Here is a 16,220-nt window from a genome sequence, read left to right on the forward strand (position 1 = left end):
TGTCCGGTACCCGATCAGGCGTCGGTACTGACGAGCCGGTACGCCGCCCCCGCGAGGGCCAGCGCCACCCAGCCCGCGAAGACGGCGAGCCCCGCCCCGGGCGAGAGCGCGTCGGAGGACTGCTGGACGGCGTAGACGGCCTGGCCCGCGGTGCTCGGGAAGTACGGGCTGAGGGTGTCGTACAGCGAGTCCGGCAGCAGCCCGGCCAGGCCGGGCAGGATCAGCAGGATGCCGACCAGGGTCGCGATGGCCCCGGCGGAGGAGCGGATCAGCATGCCGAGGGCCACGCCGAACACGGCGACCAGGGCGAGGTAGACGCCGGCGCCCGCCAGGCTGCGCAGCACACCGTCGTCGCCCAGGGACAGAGCCACGCTCTCGCCGTCCAGGCCCGGTGCTCCGAGCAGGAACGCGGCCAGGACGCCCAGGGCGGCGAGGACCAGGACGACGGGCGCGATCACGGCGACCTTGGCCCACAGGACCGGCAGCCGGCGCGGGACCGCGGTGAGCGTGGAGCGGATCATGCCGGTGCTGTACTCGCCCGCGGAGAGCAGCACACCGAGCACGCCGATGGCCAGCGACCCGAAGGTCACGCCGGTCAGGGCCAGGCTCACGGCGTCGGTGCTGCCCGCGTCGGGACCGAGCGGTCCGCCGCCGTCCGCAGCCTCCTGGGGGCTGTAGGTGTGGGCGGCGATCGTCCCGAAGAGCACGAGCAGGAACACGGCGACGCCGAGGGTGATCCAACTGGAGCGCAGAGTCCAGAACTTGGCCCACTCCGAGCGCAGGACGCGTGGGCCGGTCACCTTGCGCACGATCGTGCGGGGCGGGGCCGCGGACAGGTCGGTGACAGTCATCATGCCGCCTTTCGTACGGTGTCGGCCGGGGCGCTCTGGTACTCGACGGCGTCCCGGGTGAGGTCCATGAACGCCTGTTCCAGGGAGACGGCCTGCGGGGTGAGTTCGTGGAGCACGAGCCCGTGCGCGGCAGCGATGGCGCCGATCTCCCGGGCATCGCGGCCGTGGACCATGAGCTCGTCCCTGGAGGAGGAGGTGATCGTGACGTCGGGGCCGACCAGCAGTGAGCGCAGCCCGGCGGTGTCGGCGGTGGCGACCTTCACCCCTCCGCTGCCGGCGTCCCTGATGAAGTCGTCGACCGTGGTGTCCGCGAGCAGCCGACCGCGTCCGATGATCACCAGATGGTCGGCGATCTGCGCGGTCTCGCTCATCAGGTGCGAGGAGAGCATCACGGCGCGGCCCTCGTCGGCCAGCCGCCGCAGGAGGTTGCGCACCCACAGCACGCCCTCGGGGTCGAGGCCGTTGACCGGTTCGTCGAGCATGACGATCGCCGGGTCACCGAGCAGGGCCGCGGCGATGCCGAGCCGCTGGCCCATGCCGAGGGAGAAGGCCCCCACGCGCTTGCCGGCCACGCTGGCCAGCCCCGCCAGTTCGATGACCTCGTCCACCCGGCCGCGGGCGATGCCGTGGGTGTACGCGAGCGCCATCAGGTGGTTGAACGCGGTACGCCCCGGATGGACGGACTTGGCCTCCAGCAGGCTGCCGATCTCGTGCAGGGGCGCCGGGTGCCGGGCGTAGGGGCGGCCGTTCACGGTGACCGAGCCCGCATTGGGCGAGTCCAGTCCGACGACCATGCGCATGGTCGTGGACTTGCCCGCTCCGTTGGGCCCGAGGAAGCCCGTCACCTCACCTGACTTGACGGTGAAGCTCAGATTGTCGACGACCGTCTTGTCCCCGTACCGCTTCGTCAGCTGCCGTGCCTCGATCATGGGGGCGCCCTTTCCGCGTGGAACTCGGCCGCGGATACGCCGCGGTGTCTGCGTTCGACGCTATGAGCGGGCCGGCCCCGGACCGTGGGCCCCAGGGGGAATCTTCGGCGGGTGGCTGGTACCGCGGTACCAGCCACGAGGCGATCAGGCGCCCTCTGGCTCCGCGGCTATCGGGGCCGCCACGCCCGTACGAGGTCCTCCGGCCCCCAGTGCGCGGTGAGCGGCAGATCGTCGGCCACCCCGCAGCGGGAGACGGCGACCAGTGGGGTGTCCAGGGTGGTGCCGGGGACGGCGGCCATGTCGCGTACCAAGGCGTCGTACTCATGCCGGCCGAAGGGCTGGGTCTCCAGCCATTTGACCGACCCGACGAAGTGCACCTGCCGGGCGACCGGCTCGCGGTCCGCGCCGATGAGGTCGAGCTCGGGGTTGTTCTGACGGTTCCACCAGCCGCCGATGGCCTCGGTCTCGGGCCACTCTTCACTGGGCATCAGACGCAGCAGGGACTCACGGACCAGTGGCTCGACCGCCCGCCCGCGCCAAGTGGTCCAGGACCGCTCGATGCGTTCCAGTGCCAAGTCGCCCCGGCCACGCTCGATGAAGGGGATCGCGCGTGCCAGGAAGGCCAGCCAGAACCGCAGATACGGGTCGGCGATCCGGTACCGCTTGTTCTTGCTGTCCGACTTGGCGGACAGCGGGAGGTCGGCGGCCAGGGCCCGCTTGGCCTGCAGCGTGGCCAGCAGCGGGGAGAGCGTGCCGGACGGCAGGGCGCCGGCGCCGCCGGCCCGGGCCGCGATGGCGCTGAACGTACGCTCACCGCTGCCGACCGCTTCCAGCACGGCCCGCGAGTGCGACGCCTCGGGAAACTCGCCGAGCAGGGACAGCTCGCCTGCCACCAGCAGGGGCGAGAGAGGGTTGGCGACCGAGGCCCGCAGAAAGTCCGTACGTCCCATCCCCGGCCGCCAGGACTGCACGATCTCGGGGAATCCGCCGGTGATCAGTTGGGCGTCGACGGCACCTGCCGCGTCAAGCCCGGTCATGGCCTGCACGTCGGCCAGGTTCAGGGGCCGGACGGTCATCTTCGCGGCCCGCCCGAAGAACGGGCGCCCGTACGACTGCAACGCCTCCATGACCGACGTGTCGCTGCCGACCAGCACCAGAAGCACGGGCTTGGCGGACAGGTGCCGGTCCCAGACGGTCTGGAGCGCGCCCTCGAACTCCTGGTCCTGCTCGACCAGCCAGGGCACCTCGTCGATCACCGCGATGCTGGGCGAGTCGTCGGGCACCGCGAGTGCCAGGGAGCGCAGGGCCTGGTTCCAGTCCTGCGCCTGAAGACCGGCGACCAGCTCGGCCCCCGGCAGCAACGACTGCCCGAGGGTCGCGCCGAAGTCGGCACGCTCCGTGACCGGGTTTCGCCCCCGGGTGGCCTGAAACACCACGTACGGCGCCCCCGACCGGTCACAGAACTCCTGCACCAGCCGCGACTTCCCCACCCGCCGCCGCCCCGTCATGATCACGGCCCGCCCCCGGGTGGCCCCACGCCCCTCCACCACGGCCCGGAACTGCCCGGCCAGCAGCTCAAGATCTCCGGCCCGACCTTGGAACTCCACGAGGCACCTCACGGCGATTAACGTAGATAGATTCTTACGTAGATTGAATCTTACTTCATCTCCAGGCGGCCTGCCGGCCGGAAGTCGAAGGGGGCGCTGTGCTGGACGTCGAGGATCAGGGGGTGCCCAGGTACTTGGTGGCGTTGACGTCGTGCAGGTGGATGAGGACGTCGTGTGCCCGGCCGAGCGCGGTCGTGTACTGGGTGGGATCGGGCCATCCGGCACCGATGTTCCAGGTGACGCGCTCCTTGTCCAGCCACGCGCGTGCGGAGTCGGGGGCAGTGCGCATGTCCAGGATGAAGTCCCGCCGACGGGCCTTGTCGAGGGTGTGTTCGTTGGTGCCCGGCTTGGCGGCACCCACGCTGTAGGTCCGCATCACGTCGTCGTCGGCGCCGAAGGCCGCGAAGGAGCCCTTGTAGAAACTGAAGCCGATGCTGAGGTAGCCCGTACCCAACGCGTCGCGCAGGAAGGCACCTTGGGTCTTCGGGTACCGCACATCGAAGGAGTCGTACGACACGTGGGTGTTGTGCGCCGACAGCAGGATCCGGTCGCCGGTGTGCTTGTGCCACCAGGCCACGTTCTCGGCCATGACCTGGTCCCGGTATTTCATCATCTCCGGGATCTGGGTCTCGTCGGTGATGTCGAAGGAGAATCCCTCGGCCATCTGGTGGATGGCCCTGGCGTGCTGCACCGTCCACGCGTGGTCCTGCTTGTCGGCACCGGCAGCGGGGCGCTGTTTCCGCAGCAGCTCGTACACCTTCCGGGTCCGCTCCGCCCGCTCCTTGCGCTCGGCCAGCGGCAGCTGAAGGTACTGCGCGTAGTACGAGCCGGCATCGGTGGTCGGCGGCAGGCCGCGGTACAGCTCGGTGACGCGCTCCAGCAACCGCGGGTACTCGCGGGACACCTGGTCGACCACTCGCTCGTACAGCTCCGGCCCGGCGTAGCCCATGTCATTGCCCATGAACCGCACCGGGTCGTGCGGGTGCTCGATGTTGTAGTCGCGCATCCACTCGATGAGGTCGATGTAGTCCTGGTTGTTCCAGATCCGGTAGGAACCCTGGAACTCCTCGCGCGCTATGTCCTTCAGGTCGCCCTTCCCGTCCAGCACGTAGTCGTTGAGCCGCACACCGCTGCTCCAGGGAAGCTCCAGGGAGAAGGACCGAAAGCCCTTCTCCTCGACCAGGTAGCGGAAGACCCGGTGCTTCATACGGAAGAAGTCCTGTGAACCATGAGTGGCCTCGCCCAGCCCCACCACCTTGGCGTTCCTGACCATTCGGCCCAGCGCGTCCAGGTCCCGCAGGCTGCCTTCGGGGCTGGTGGTCTTCAACGTGTGGGCGCTGCGCTCGATGGCGGCGACCACACTCTCCGCGTGCTGACCGGAGGCCGACGCCCTCGATACCGAGACCGAGGTGGGTGACTCATGCGCTGTGTCCCCGACGGCCTGAGCGGCAACCGCCACCGCGCCGAGGGAGAGGGAGAGCGAGAAGGAGAGGAGGACCGAGGGAATGATTACCGCTCTGCGTCGCGTCATGGCTACAGATTTCCGTGGGCACGGGGTCCGTCACTAACCCATGCGCTGCCCAACTCCGGATACCGCAGGCACTACCGCCCGGACACCCGGTACCACCATGTACGACGTGGGTGTGCCGACCCGGCGAAAGCCGGGCCGGCCTCGGGCCACGCACTGTCGCCTCGGCAACCAGGAGGGCGTTGAGGCGATCTGCGAGCCTGTGACGGACCTGACCCCCGAACCTGCGGCTGGACAGCAAATCGCCCCCTGGCCTGCACAATCGCAGGCCAGGGGGCGATTCGAGGCGGAGCTAGACGTTGAAGCGGAACTCCACCACGTCCCCGTCCTGCATCACATAGTCCTTGCCCTCCATGCGGGCCTTGCCCTTGGCGCGGGCCTCGGCCACTGAGCCCGTTTCTACGAGGTCCTCGAAGGAGATGACCTCCGCCTTGATGAAGCCCTTCTGGAAGTCGGTGTGGATGACTCCGGCGGCCTCGGGGGCGGTGGCGCCCTTCTTGATGGTCCAGGCGCGGGATTCCTTGGGGCCGGCGGTGAGGTACGTCTGCAGGCCGAGGGTGTTGAAGCCGACGTGGGCGAGTGTGGCGAGGCCGGGCTCCTCGACCCCGACCGACTGGAGGAGCTCCAGTGCCTCCTCGTCGTCGAGCTCGGCGAGGTCCGCCTCCAGCTTGGCGTTGAGGAAGATCGCCTCGGCGGGAGCGACCAGCGCGCTCTGCTCGGCCTTGAAGGCGTCGTCGGTCAGCTCGTCCTCGTCGACGTTGAACACGTACAGGAACGGCTTGACGGTGAGCAGGTGCAGGTCGTGGAGGAGGGCCTCCTGGTCCGAGTCCTGCTTGATGCCCGCGGCGAAGAGGGTCTGGCCGCCGTCCAGGATCTCCTTGGCCGCCTCGACCGCCGCCACCTTCGCCACGACGTCCTTCTTGATCCGCGACTCCTTCTGGAGGCGCGGCAGGACCTTCTCGATGGTCTGGAGGTCGGCGAGGATCAGCTCGGTGTTGATCGTCTCGATGTCGTCCTTCGGCGAGACCTTGCCGTCCACGTGCACGACGTTCTCGTCCTTGAAGGCACGGATGACCTGGCAGATCGCGTCGGACTCACGGATGTTCGCGAGGAACTTGTTGCCGAGGCCCTCGCCCTCGCTCGCGCCGCGCACGATGCCCGCGATGTCCACGAAGTCGACCGTGGCGGGGAGGATCTTCTGGGAACCGAAGATCTCCGCCAGCCTGGTCAGCCGGGCGTCGGGCACGCCGACCACGCCGACGTTCGGCTCGATCGTGGCGAACGGGTAGTTGGCCGCCAGCACGTCGTTCTTGGTCAGGGCGTTGAACAGGGTCGACTTGCCGACATTCGGCAGACCGACGATTCCGATCGTGAGCGACACGTTGCGACTTCCCGTACGTAAGGGTGGAGGACGATCCAGACGATCCACCAGTCTACGGCGTTCCGCGCCCCGCACCGGCGACGTATCGAACGCTTGCCCAAGGTCGGCCAAAGCGCGTGTCCCAGGGCCCATTCCACACATAACCCGACCTAAGTTGGACCTGTGGAGCAACACAGAACTCGTCCCCCTCAGTCACCGCCGCTGCGACGCGGCGCGCCCCTTCCCCCGCAGGCCGGCCGGGGTGGGGCCCGTACGGCCCGGCAGTCCGGGGCCGGTGTCCCGAGGACCGCGCCGGCCGTGTCACCGCTGGTGCAGGCCGCACGCCGGTTCCCCAACCCCCGGCTCACCGGGCTGGGCAGCGGGCTGTTCTGCTCCGCAGTGATGTTCGCGCTCGCCTGTCTGGACGCGCTGCTGTTCGGCTCTTCGCTCGTCGTCTACGGGGTGCTGTTCCTGCCCGTGTGCGCGTTGACGGCGGTGTGGGTGCGGCGGGCCGACCTCGTCACGGCGGTCGTCGCCGTGCCGATCGCCTTCGCCGTCGGACTGCTGCCGATCGCCGACAGCGGTGGCGGGCTCGGCGGACGGCTGATGGGGCTGGTCACCGCCCTCGCGCTGCACGCGGGATGGCTGTACGGGGGCACGCTGGTCGCCGGACTCATCGTCACCGTGCGCAAGGTGCGGATGATGAGCCGCCGTGCGGCCCAGCGGCGCCGGGCGGCCGCCTGAGGTTCCCGGGCGACCGCCTGAGGTTCCATCCCCTGGGTCTCCCCGGGTCTCCCTGGGGGTGTTCCCGGGTCCCCCTGGGGCGGTCGGCGCCCGGCCTCGCCGGCGGTTGGTCGCTAGCCCGCCTTCGCCGCCCTCATCGCCGCGCCCACGATCCCCGCGTTGTTCTGCAGCTGGGCCGGGACGATCTCCGCCTTGATGCCCTCGATCAGGGGCAGGAACTTGTGGGACTTGCGGCTGACGCCGCCGCCGATGATGAAGAGCTCGGGCGAGAAGAGCATCTCCACATGGGCGAGGTACTTCTGGACGCGGTGGGCCCAGTGCTCCCAGGAGAGGTCGTGGTCCTCCTTGGCCTTCGTGGACGCGTGCTTCTCCGCGTCGTGGCCGTTCAGCTCCAGGTGGCCCAGCTCCGTGTTCGGCACGAGGATGCCGTCCACGAAGAGGGCGCTGCCGATACCCGTACCGAACGTGAGCAGGAAGACCGTGCCCTGGCGGCCCTGGCCCGCGCCGAACTGCATCTCGGCGACGCCCGCCGCGTCCGCGTCGTTCAGCACGGTCACCGGCAGGCCGCCCAGCCGGTCGCCGAGCAGGGCGCGGGCGTCCGTGTCGATCCAGTCCTTGTCGACGTTGGCGGCCGTACGGATGGTGGCGCCGCCGGTGACCACACCCGGGAAGGTGATCCCGACCGGGCCCGTCCAGCCGAAGTGGTCGACGACCTCCTTCACGCCGTCCGCCACCGCGTCGGGCGTCGCGGGGTGCGGCGTGAGCACCTTGTGGCGCTCCGCCGCCAGGTCGCCCACGTCCAGGTCCACGGGAGCGCCCTTGATCCCTGAGCCGCCGATGTCCACACCGAAGATCTGCATGGCTCTACGTTACGTCGTACGACGGACAGTCACTCCGCCGAGGGGGTGCCGGCGGTGCGGTCCGCCACCAGGGCGGCGGCCTCCGCGCGCAGGTCACGGCGCAGTTCCTTGGGGAGGGAGAACGTGATGGACTCGTCGGCCGTCTTGACCGTCTCCACGTCGCCGTAGCCACGCTCGGCCAGCCACTCCAGTACGCCGTCCACCAGCACGTCCGGGACCGAGGCGCCGGAGGTCAGGCCGACCGTGGTGACGCCCTCCAGCCAGGCCTCGTCGATCTCGGAGGCGAAGTCCACCAGATGGGCGGCGGAGGCGCCCGCGTCCAGGGCGACCTCGACCATGCGGATCGAGTTCGAGGAGTTCTTCGAGCCCACCACGATCACCAGCTGGGCGTCCTCGGCGAGCTTCTTCACCGCGATCTGGCGGTTCTGCGTGGCGTAGCAGATGTCGTCGCTGGGCGGGGAGATGAGCTGCGGGAACTTGTTCTTGAGCGCGTCGACCGTCTCCATGGTCTCGTCGACCGACAGGGTGGTCTGGGAGAGCCAGACCACCTTGGAGGGGTCGCGCACCTCGACCTTGGCGACGTCCTCGGGGCCGTCGACCAGCGTGATGTGCTCGGGCGCCTCGCCGGACGTACCGATGACTTCCTCGTGGCCCTCGTGCCCGATCAGGAGGATGTCGTAGTCCTCCTTGGCGAAGCGGACGGCTTCCTTGTGGACCTTGGTGACCAGCGGGCAGGTCGCGTCGATGGTGGCGAGCCTGCCGGCCGCGGCCTCGTCGTGGACGACCGGGGCGACGCCGTGCGCCGAGAACATGACGATGGACCCCTCGGGGACCTCCGCCGTCTGCTCGACGAAGATCGCGCCCTTCTTCTCCAGGGTCTGCACGACGTACTTGTTGTGGACGATTTCGTGGCGGACATAGATCGGGGCCCCGTACTGCTCAAGGGCCTTCTCGACGGCGATCACGGCACGGTCGACTCCCGCGCAGTAGCCACGGGGGGCGGCGAGGAGGACACGGCGGCCAGTCGAAGCAGTCATGCGTCCCATCGTAAGGCCGCGCCCGGCGCGTCAAAGATCGCCGCCTTGGGGAGACTGGTCGGGAGCTGGAGAGCTGGGAGGGGTGGGGCCAGACGCGACTCTCGGGAGGTACGGATGTCCGGCACGGAGACCTCGGCCCACGCGGCCGGCGACGAACACGACGAACGCGGCCTACGGCGGAATCTCGGCTTCCGCGATCTGGTCGTCTACGGGCTGCTGTTCATCGCCCCCATGGCACCGGTCGGCATCTTCGGGACCCTCGACGCCAAGTCGCACGGTGCGGTCGCGCTGGTCTACGTGGTCGCCACGGTCGCGATGGCGTTCACCGCTTTCAGCTACGCCCAGATGGTGCGGGTGGTCCCCCAGGCGGGTTCGGTGTTCGCCTACGCGCGCGCGGCCCTCGGAAAAGAGGCGGGGTTCATCGCCGGCTGGATGGCGATGCTGGACTACCTCCTCATCCCCGCGGTGGCCTACCTCTTCTCCGGGATCGCGATGAACTCCCTGGTCCCGGAGGTCTCGCGGTGGGTGTGGACGGCGCTCGCCGTCGTCGTCACGACGCTGCTCAACCTGTGGGGCGTACGGGCCGCCGCGCGCGTCGGTTTCCTGGTGCTCGCGATGGAGATCGTGGTCCTCCTTGTCTTCGTCGTGTCGGCGGTCGTCGTCCTCGCGCGCGACGGGGCCGAGCGGGGGTGGCTGTCGCCGCTGTCGGGTGACGGCTCCCAGGGGGCGTTCGCGCTGTCCGCCGTGGTCGGGGCCGTGTCGATCGCCGTGCTCTCCTATCTCGGCTTCGACGCGATCGCCTCCTTCGCCGAGGAGGTGACCGGGAGTTCGGAGAAGGTGGCCAGGGCGGTGCTGTTCTGTCTCGCCCTCGCCGGTGTGCTCTTCATCGCACAGACGTATCTCATCGCCCTGCTCGAACCGCTGTCGTCGGCGCAGCTCGCCGCCGATCCGGGCAAGCAGGGGTCGGCGTTCTACGACGCCGTGGACGCCTCCGTCGGGACGTGGCTGCACGATCTGGTGGCGGTGAGCAAGGCGATCGGGGCGGCGTTCGCGGCGCTGGCCGGGCAGGCGGCGGCCGGGCGGCTGCTGTTCGCGATGTCCCGGGACCGGCGGCTGCCGCGGGTTCTGTCCCGGACGGACTCCGGGGTGCCGCGGGTGGCTCTGCTCTTCGCTGCCGTCATCACGATGGTGGCCGCGGTGTGGGCCGCTCGGCGTGATGACGGGATGGACCATCTGGTGTCGGTGGTCGACATCGGCGCGTTGACCGCGTTCACGCTGCTGCACGCGAGTGTCGTGGGGTGGTTCGCCGTGCGGCGGCGGGGTGGGGCGGTGGTGTGGTGGCGGCATGTGCTGATGCCGGTGGTCGGGGCGGCGATCACTGTGGCCGTGATCTTCGAGGCGTCGGGGGCGGCGCAGGTGGTGGGGGCGGTGTGGCTGGTTGTCGGGGTGGGGGTGCTGGTGGGGCAACGGGGGCGGGCGCCCGCGGCGGGCTGACCCGAGGATTCCGCCCCCGCCGCCCCTACCCGTTCCCGTCACCAACTCAGGGGCTCCGCCCCCGAACCCCCAAAAGACTGCGCAGTTCCCCGCGCCCCTCAAGGGGCGCGATCAGCCCCCCACCGGCCCGTACCCGCCCGACTCGGCCGCCGCACGACCGCTCTGTCACAGCCTGCGGCTACGCTCGCCGCATGGCTCTCAATACGTCCTCGGACGCCCCCATCCCCGTCGGTGAGGTGTCGCGGCTCATCGGGGGATGGATCGACCGGCTCGGGGCGGTGTGGGTGGAGGGGCAGATCACGCAGTTGTCGCGGCGGCCGGGTGCGGGTGTCGTGTTTCTGACGTTGCGCGATCCGTCGTACGACATCTCGGTGAGTGTGACCTGCTACCGCCAGGTGTTCGACGCGGTCGCCGACGTCGTGAGCGAGGGCGCCCGTGTCGTCGTACTCGCGAAGCCCGAGTGGTACGCGCCGCGTGGGCAGCTGTCGTTGCGGGCCGCGGAGATAAAGCCGGTGGGTGTGGGTGAACTGCTCGCCCGGCTGGAGCAGTTGAAGAAGTCCCTCGCCGCCGAAGGGCTGTTCGCGGCCGAGCGCAAGAAGCCGCTGCCCTTTCTGCCCCAGCTCATCGGGCTCGTCTGCGGCCGTGCCTCCGCCGCCGAGCGGGACGTGCTGGAGAACGCGCGCCACCGCTGGCCCGCCGTCCGCTTCGAGGTGCGCAACGTCGCCGTGCAGGGCGTCCACGCGGTCCCCCAGGTCGTCCAGGCCGTGAAGGAGCTGGACGCGCTCGACGACGTGGACGTGATCATCGTGGCGCGCGGCGGCGGCAGCGTGGAGGACCTGCTCCCGTTCTCGGACGAGCAGCTCGTACGGGCGGTCGCGTCCTGCCGTACACCGGTCGTGTCGGCCATCGGGCACGAACCCGACAACCCGTTGCTCGACCACGTGGCGGACCTGCGGGCCTCCACGCCGACCGACGCGGCGAAGAAGGTCGTCCCGGACGTCGGCGAGGAGTACGAGCGCGTCCAGTTCCTGCGGGACCGCGCCCGCCGCAGCGTCCAGTCCTTCATCGACCGGGAGGAGAGGGGCCTCGCGCACGCGCTGGCCCGCCCCTCGATAGAGGATCCGCACCGGATGGTCGACGAGCGCGCGGACCATGTCGCCTCGCTGCTCGACCGCGGCCGCCGTACGCTCGGGCACCTCCTCGACCGTGCCGACTCGGAGCTGACGCACACGCACGCGCGCGTGGTGGCCCTCTCCCCCGCCGCGACCCTCAAGCGGGGTTACGCGGTGTTGCAGAAGGCCGACGGTCACGCGGTCCGGTCCCCGGACGAGGTGACGGCGGAGGAGTCCCTGCGGGCGCGGGTCGCCGAGGGCGAGTTCACGGTACGAGTCGATGTCCGAGACAGACCCTAGGGTGGGCGCATGACCAGCAGGACGGACGAGGCGCTCGGGTACGAGCAGGCACGGGACGAGCTCATCGAGGTCGTACGACGCCTGGAGGCGGGCGGTACGACACTTGAGGAGTCGCTCGCCCTGTGGGAGCGGGGCGAGGAGTTGGCGAAGGTGTGCCGGCGGTGGCTTGACGGCGCCCGCGCCCGCCTCGACGCGGCTCTGGCGGGGGCGGGGGATGACGCCGAGGAGGAGTCCGGCGACTCCGGCTCCGGTTCCGACACCCAGTAACCCCCTGGTGGCTCCCTTGTAGATCGCTTGCAGATCGCTTGCAGATCGCTTGCAGATCGCTTCCCGGACACACCCCTCACACTCTCGTTCACAACGGCTTCGCCAACCCTCGCCGCCTGTGAACCGGATCACCATGCTCCAGTTTTGGTTGAATACTAAACTTCATCGACGTACCTTCGGAAGTGCAAGGAGATCCCCCCACAGGGTTCGCCGCACTCCCCGAAAAGGTTGATTCATGTCCCTCGTTCTTGACCCCACCGCTCAGGACCTGCTCTTCCGCGAGGCCCGCACCGCGAACGCCTTCACCGACGAGCCCGTCTCCGAGGAGCAGGTGCAGGCGATCTACGACCTGGTCAAGTTCGGCCCGACCGCCTTCAACCAGTCCCCGCTGCGCATCACCCTGGTCCGCTCCGCCGAGGCCCGCGAGCGCCTGGTGCAGCACATGTCCGAGGGCAACCAGCCGAAGACGGCCACCGCGCCGCTCGTCGCGATCCTCTCCGCGGACAACGAGTTCCACGAGGAACTCCCGCACCTCTTCCCGCACTTCCCGCAGGCCAAGGACGTCTTCTTCGCCGAGCGTCCGGCCCGTGAGGGTGCCGCCTCCCTCAACGCCGCGCTGCAGGCCGCGTACTTCATCATCGGTGTCCGTGCCGCCGGCCTGGCCGCCGGTCCGATGACGGGCTTCGACTTCGCGGGCGTCCAGAAGGAGTTCCTCGACGGCGACCACACCCCGCTGATGGTGGTCAACATCGGCAGGCCGGCCGAGGACGCCTGGTTCCCGCGCTCCCCGCGCCTGGAGGCCGACCAGGTCATCACGACGGTCTGACGACCCTCGCCGCACGTATGAGGACGGCCCCCGGCACGAATGCCGGGGGCCGTCCTCATGCGTGCGGGCCCTACTCCGTCTTCAGGGCCTGCGCCATCTTCGTCAGCTGAGCGAAGGACGCCGTGCCGGTCACGACCGTCGTGGAACCCTTCTCCCGGAGGACGAGAGCGTCGTACTTCGCGCCCTCGTACCGCTCCCAGGAGCGCTCGCCTATGCGCTGCGTCGTGTTCGTCTCCTCGGCGCCCTGGCTCGCGTCGTCGATGAACGTGACGGGCTTCTGAGTCGACTGCTCGATCGCCACGTACTCACCGTCGGGATCGTGGAAGCCGAGGTGCCACGCGTCGAAGTCGGCGCCCTGGAACCGCACCGACGTCGCCTTCCACTCCTTGGACAGGCCCTCGGGCGCCGCCACCGGATAGGCGGCCGCACGGCGGGCCGTCAGGAGTTCCACGCGGTAGTCGACCCGCTTGAGAGGGGGCTCCGAGTCGTCATTGGGAATGAAGACGTAGATAAAGCCCGCGACTATCCCGATCAGGCCCAGGGACAACACCATGTCCCGGACCGTCTGCTTGCCTTTCATACCTGCCACGCCCCCATCGTCGCAGGTGTACTGGTCTGCTCATCCGTGGGCCCCCCTGCTCATTTTGTCGGACTGAGGATAGAGTCGGCCCGAACCCTCATCCGGCCGTCGTCGTATCAGAAAGGTGCGCTCCGATGACCGAGCATCACTTGCCGTCCGAACTCGAGGTCCCGTCCGAGGCCCCCGACCGAAACCTCGCCCTTGAGCTCGTCCGGGTCACCGAAGCCGCCGCCATGGCCGCGGGCCGCTGGGTCGGCCGCGGCGACAAGAACGGCGCCGACGGCGCGGCCGTACGGGCCATGCGGACCCTCGTCTCCACCGTCTCGATGAACGGCGTCGTCGTCATCGGCGAGGGCGAGAAGGACGAGGCCCCGATGCTCTTCAACGGGGAGCGCGTCGGAGACGGGACGGGCCCCGAGTGCGACATCGCCGTCGACCCGATCGACGGCACCACGCTCACCGCGAAGGGCATGACGAACGCGATCGCGGTGCTGGCCGCCGCCGACCGCGGCACCATGTTCGACCCGTCCGCGGTCTTCTACATGGACAAACTGGTCACCGGCCCCGAGGCCGCCGACTTCGTCGACATCAACGCGCCCGTGTCCGTGAACATCCGCCGGGTCGCCAAGGCCAAGCGCGTCACGCCCGAGGACGTCACGGTCGTCATCCTCGACCGGCCGCGCCACGACGGCATCATCAAGGAGATCCGGGAGACCGGCGCGCGCATCAAGCTCATCTCCGACGGCGATGTCGCGGGCTCCATCCTGGCGCTGCGCGAGGGCACCGGAATCGACCTGCTGCTCGGCATCGGCGGTACGCCCGAGGGCATCATCTCCGCCTGTGCGGTGAAGTGCCTGGGCGGCACGATCCAGGGCAAGTTGTGGCCCAAGGAGGACGAGGAGCGGCAGCGCGCGATCGACGCGGGGCACGACCTCGACCGGGTCCTGTTCACCGACGACCTGGTCTCCGGCGAGAACGTCTTCTTCGTGGCCACCGGGATCACCGACGGCGAGTTGCTGCGGGGCGTTCGCTATCGGCCCGAGACCGCGACGACCGACTCCATCGTGATGCGGTCGAAGTCGGGGACGGTTCGGCAGATCAACTCGGAGCACCGGCTGGCGAAGCTGCGGGCGTACAGCGCGATCGACTTCGACAGGGCGAAGTAGTTCTCTGTTCGAGCGTGCCATGCGGACCGTGGGTGACTGCGGGTCCGTGGGGGCTGGTCGCGCAGTTCCCCGCGCCCCTGAAGGGGCGCGTTCTGGCGGCGCGGCAGCAAGCTCTGCGCCGCAGACGTGACGCAACGGCAGAAGCTGCGGCGAAGCGGCTGATTCTTGTACGGCGATGGGGCGCCCCTTGTGCGGAGGGGCGCCCCATCGGTGTGAGTGTCAGCCGGCGGCGGCTATCGGGCCTGTGGCGCGGGCCGCCTTCTGCAGTTCGAGGTCGCGGCGGCGGCGCCGGGCCAGGACGACTCGGCGCTCGGCGGCGGTGAGGCCGCCCCAGACCCCGTACGGCTCGGGTTGCAGCAGTGCGTGCTCGCGGCATTCGACCATCACCGGACAGCGTGCGCAGACCCGCTTGGCCGCCTCCTCCCGGGACAGCCGGGCCGCGGTGGGTTCTTTCGAGGGCGCGAAGAACAGCCCGGCCTCGTCGCGGCGGCACACGGCCTCCGTGTGCCAAGGGGCGTCCTGGTCCCTCTCCCGCACCGGCGCCGGCTGGGGCGGAACGGCGGCGACCTGCAGGGACTGATGCGGCGGATGCAGCACGGTCTACTCCTGACGACGGCTTCGCGAGCGAGAGACGATGCAGCAAGGCCTACCCGCTGTACGCGCGCCTATGCACTCAGTTCCGAAGCGCGGGAGATCTCGACCGGCACTGGACCGTCACTACTGGACCAATACCCTCCGCTCGCCGCGAAATTCGCGACCGTCAATGCCCGAGGTGTTTGCGCAACTTGGCGTTCACCCGGTCCCCGACCCGGTCCAGGATGTCCTCGATCAGCTTGCCCCGCTTGGGTTTTGCCTCGATATTTCCCAGTACGGCCAGTCCGTCCACGTACACCACGGGTGCGTCGTGGTCGGTCGAATCGAGCGTGTCCACCTCGAAGTTGCCCAGGACCCCGCCGCCGTTGCCGCGCAACGACACGTTCTCCGGGACGCGGATCTCGACGTTGCCGAAGACCGCTATCGCCTTGATCACGACCTGCTGGTGCTCGAAGACCGCCTCGCTGAGGTCTATCTCGACGCTGCCGAAGATCGCGTACGCGTGCGTGCGGCGGCCGATGCGCCAGCGGCCCTTGCGGACCGCCGCGCTGAAGACCGCCACCACGTTCTCCTCGGCGACCGGGGGGACCGTGCCCGGGGTGGGGCGGTTCGGCGCCGGGGCGAACGTCTCCGACGGGCGGGAGCGGTGGGCCACCGGCAGGTCCGCCACGAGGGGCTCCAGCTCTCCGACGGTCTTCGCACGGAAGACGTCCTCGACCCGCTCGGAGTGCTCCTCCGCGGTGAGGCGGCCCTCGGCGAGGGCCTCGCGCAGGATGTCCGCCGTCCGGTCGCGGTCGGCGTCGGACGCCCGGAGGTCGGTCTGCTTCCGAAGGTCGGGTGCGGGTGAGGTGCGCTTCTCTAGGTCCACGACAGCAGCGTACCCAAACGCGATAGATCGCGACTAGGGGGTGTGGACGGCGAACTGAGCCTTACCTCACAAGCTTGGTGTCAGTAGCAGGTTCTAC

At 69.5% G+C, this 16,220-nt stretch carries 16 protein-coding genes; 6 read left to right on the forward strand and 10 right to left on the reverse strand.

The window, feature by feature from the left end:
- Positions 1-14: 14 nt before the first annotated feature.
- The 5 genes from JEQ17_RS17210 to ychF form a co-directional block, all read right to left on the reverse strand.
- Positions 15-851 carry an ABC transporter permease gene (locus JEQ17_RS17210; protein ID WP_200401533.1) on the reverse strand — a complete coding sequence of 279 codons (837 nt, stop codon included), beginning with the start codon at positions 849-851 and terminating at the stop codon, positions 15-17.
- Positions 851-1,780, reverse strand: a complete 930-nt coding sequence (locus tag JEQ17_RS17215; protein ID WP_200396068.1) for an ABC transporter ATP-binding protein — start codon at positions 1,778-1,780, stop codon at positions 851-853. Before JEQ17_RS17215 ends, JEQ17_RS17210 begins: the two co-directional genes overlap by 1 nt.
- Before the next feature lie 167 nt (positions 1,781-1,947).
- The gene (locus JEQ17_RS17220) at positions 1,948-3,387 is read right to left on the reverse strand and encodes an ATP-binding protein (protein WP_200396069.1); all 1,440 of its coding nucleotides are present in this window, start codon (positions 3,385-3,387) and stop codon (positions 1,948-1,950) included.
- A 115-nt stretch (positions 3,388-3,502) separates the two neighbouring features.
- Positions 3,503-4,918 carry an erythromycin esterase family protein gene (locus JEQ17_RS17225; RefSeq protein WP_200396070.1) on the reverse strand — a complete coding sequence of 472 codons (1,416 nt, stop codon included), beginning with the start codon at positions 4,916-4,918 and terminating at the stop codon, positions 3,503-3,505.
- Between the two features lie 289 nt (positions 4,919-5,207).
- Positions 5,208-6,296, reverse strand: coding sequence for a redox-regulated ATPase YchF (gene ychF / locus JEQ17_RS17230; RefSeq protein WP_200396071.1), 1,089 nt, complete (start codon positions 6,294-6,296; stop codon positions 5,208-5,210).
- A gap of 297 nt (positions 6,297-6,593) precedes the next feature.
- On the opposite strand from ychF, the gene JEQ17_RS17235 reads away from it, so the two are divergent.
- On the forward strand, positions 6,594-7,019 hold the full coding sequence (locus JEQ17_RS17235; RefSeq protein ID WP_383390834.1) for a DUF6542 domain-containing protein: 426 nt from the start codon (positions 6,594-6,596) through the stop codon (positions 7,017-7,019).
- Between the two features lie 113 nt (positions 7,020-7,132).
- On the opposite strand, the gene ppgK is transcribed toward JEQ17_RS17235, so the two are convergent.
- Both ppgK and JEQ17_RS17245 read right to left on the reverse strand, forming a co-directional pair.
- Entirely contained in the window at positions 7,133-7,879 is a 747-nt protein-coding gene (gene ppgK / locus JEQ17_RS17240) for a polyphosphate--glucose phosphotransferase (RefSeq protein ID WP_200396073.1), read from the reverse strand.
- Positions 7,880-7,908: 29 nt separating this feature from the next.
- A complete protein-coding gene (locus JEQ17_RS17245; RefSeq protein ID WP_200396074.1) occupies positions 7,909-8,925 on the reverse strand; it encodes a 4-hydroxy-3-methylbut-2-enyl diphosphate reductase in 1,017 nt (338 codons plus the stop codon).
- 105 nt (positions 8,926-9,030) lie between these two features.
- Here JEQ17_RS17245 and JEQ17_RS17250 point away from each other — a divergent pair, with 105 nt between their 5' ends.
- The 4 genes from JEQ17_RS17250 to JEQ17_RS17265 all read left to right on the forward strand — a co-directional run bounded on the left by JEQ17_RS17250 (position 9,031) and on the right by JEQ17_RS17265 (position 12,915).
- The gene (locus JEQ17_RS17250) at positions 9,031-10,410 is read left to right on the forward strand and encodes an APC family permease (protein ID WP_200396075.1); all 1,380 of its coding nucleotides are present in this window, start codon (positions 9,031-9,033) and stop codon (positions 10,408-10,410) included.
- A gap of 191 nt (positions 10,411-10,601) precedes the next feature.
- Complete coding sequence (gene xseA, locus JEQ17_RS17255) at positions 10,602-11,822, forward strand: exodeoxyribonuclease VII large subunit (RefSeq protein ID WP_200396076.1); 1,221 nt, start codon at positions 10,602-10,604, stop codon at positions 11,820-11,822.
- Between the two features lie 9 nt (positions 11,823-11,831).
- Positions 11,832-12,089, forward strand: a complete 258-nt coding sequence (locus tag JEQ17_RS17260; protein WP_200396077.1) for an exodeoxyribonuclease VII small subunit — start codon at positions 11,832-11,834, stop codon at positions 12,087-12,089.
- A gap of 235 nt (positions 12,090-12,324) precedes the next feature.
- Complete coding sequence (locus tag JEQ17_RS17265) at positions 12,325-12,915, forward strand: malonic semialdehyde reductase (RefSeq protein ID WP_200396078.1); 591 nt, start codon at positions 12,325-12,327, stop codon at positions 12,913-12,915.
- 70 nt (positions 12,916-12,985) lie between these two features.
- Here JEQ17_RS17265 and JEQ17_RS17270 read toward each other — a convergent pair whose 3' ends face one another.
- Positions 12,986-13,504: a DUF4245 domain-containing protein gene (locus tag JEQ17_RS17270; RefSeq protein ID WP_200396079.1), complete on the reverse strand. Its 519-nt coding sequence runs from the start codon at positions 13,502-13,504 to the stop codon at positions 12,986-12,988.
- Positions 13,505-13,629: 125 nt separating this feature from the next.
- Between JEQ17_RS17270 and glpX the strand changes: the two genes are divergently transcribed.
- Entirely contained in the window at positions 13,630-14,661 is a 1,032-nt protein-coding gene (gene glpX / locus JEQ17_RS17275; protein WP_200396080.1) for a class II fructose-bisphosphatase, read from the forward strand.
- 219 nt (positions 14,662-14,880) lie between these two features.
- Here glpX and JEQ17_RS17280 read toward each other — a convergent pair whose 3' ends face one another.
- Positions 14,881-15,258: a WhiB family transcriptional regulator gene (locus JEQ17_RS17280; RefSeq protein WP_200396081.1), complete on the reverse strand. Its 378-nt coding sequence runs from the start codon at positions 15,256-15,258 to the stop codon at positions 14,881-14,883.
- A 163-nt stretch (positions 15,259-15,421) separates the two neighbouring features.
- The gene (locus tag JEQ17_RS17285; protein WP_200396082.1) at positions 15,422-16,123 is read right to left on the reverse strand and encodes a DUF1707 SHOCT-like domain-containing protein; all 702 of its coding nucleotides are present in this window, start codon (positions 16,121-16,123) and stop codon (positions 15,422-15,424) included.
- Positions 16,124-16,220 lie beyond the last annotated feature (97 nt).

The organism is Streptomyces liliifuscus, from assembly GCF_016598615.1.
Taxonomy (GTDB): Bacteria; Actinomycetota; Actinomycetes; order Streptomycetales; family Streptomycetaceae; genus Streptomyces; species Streptomyces liliifuscus.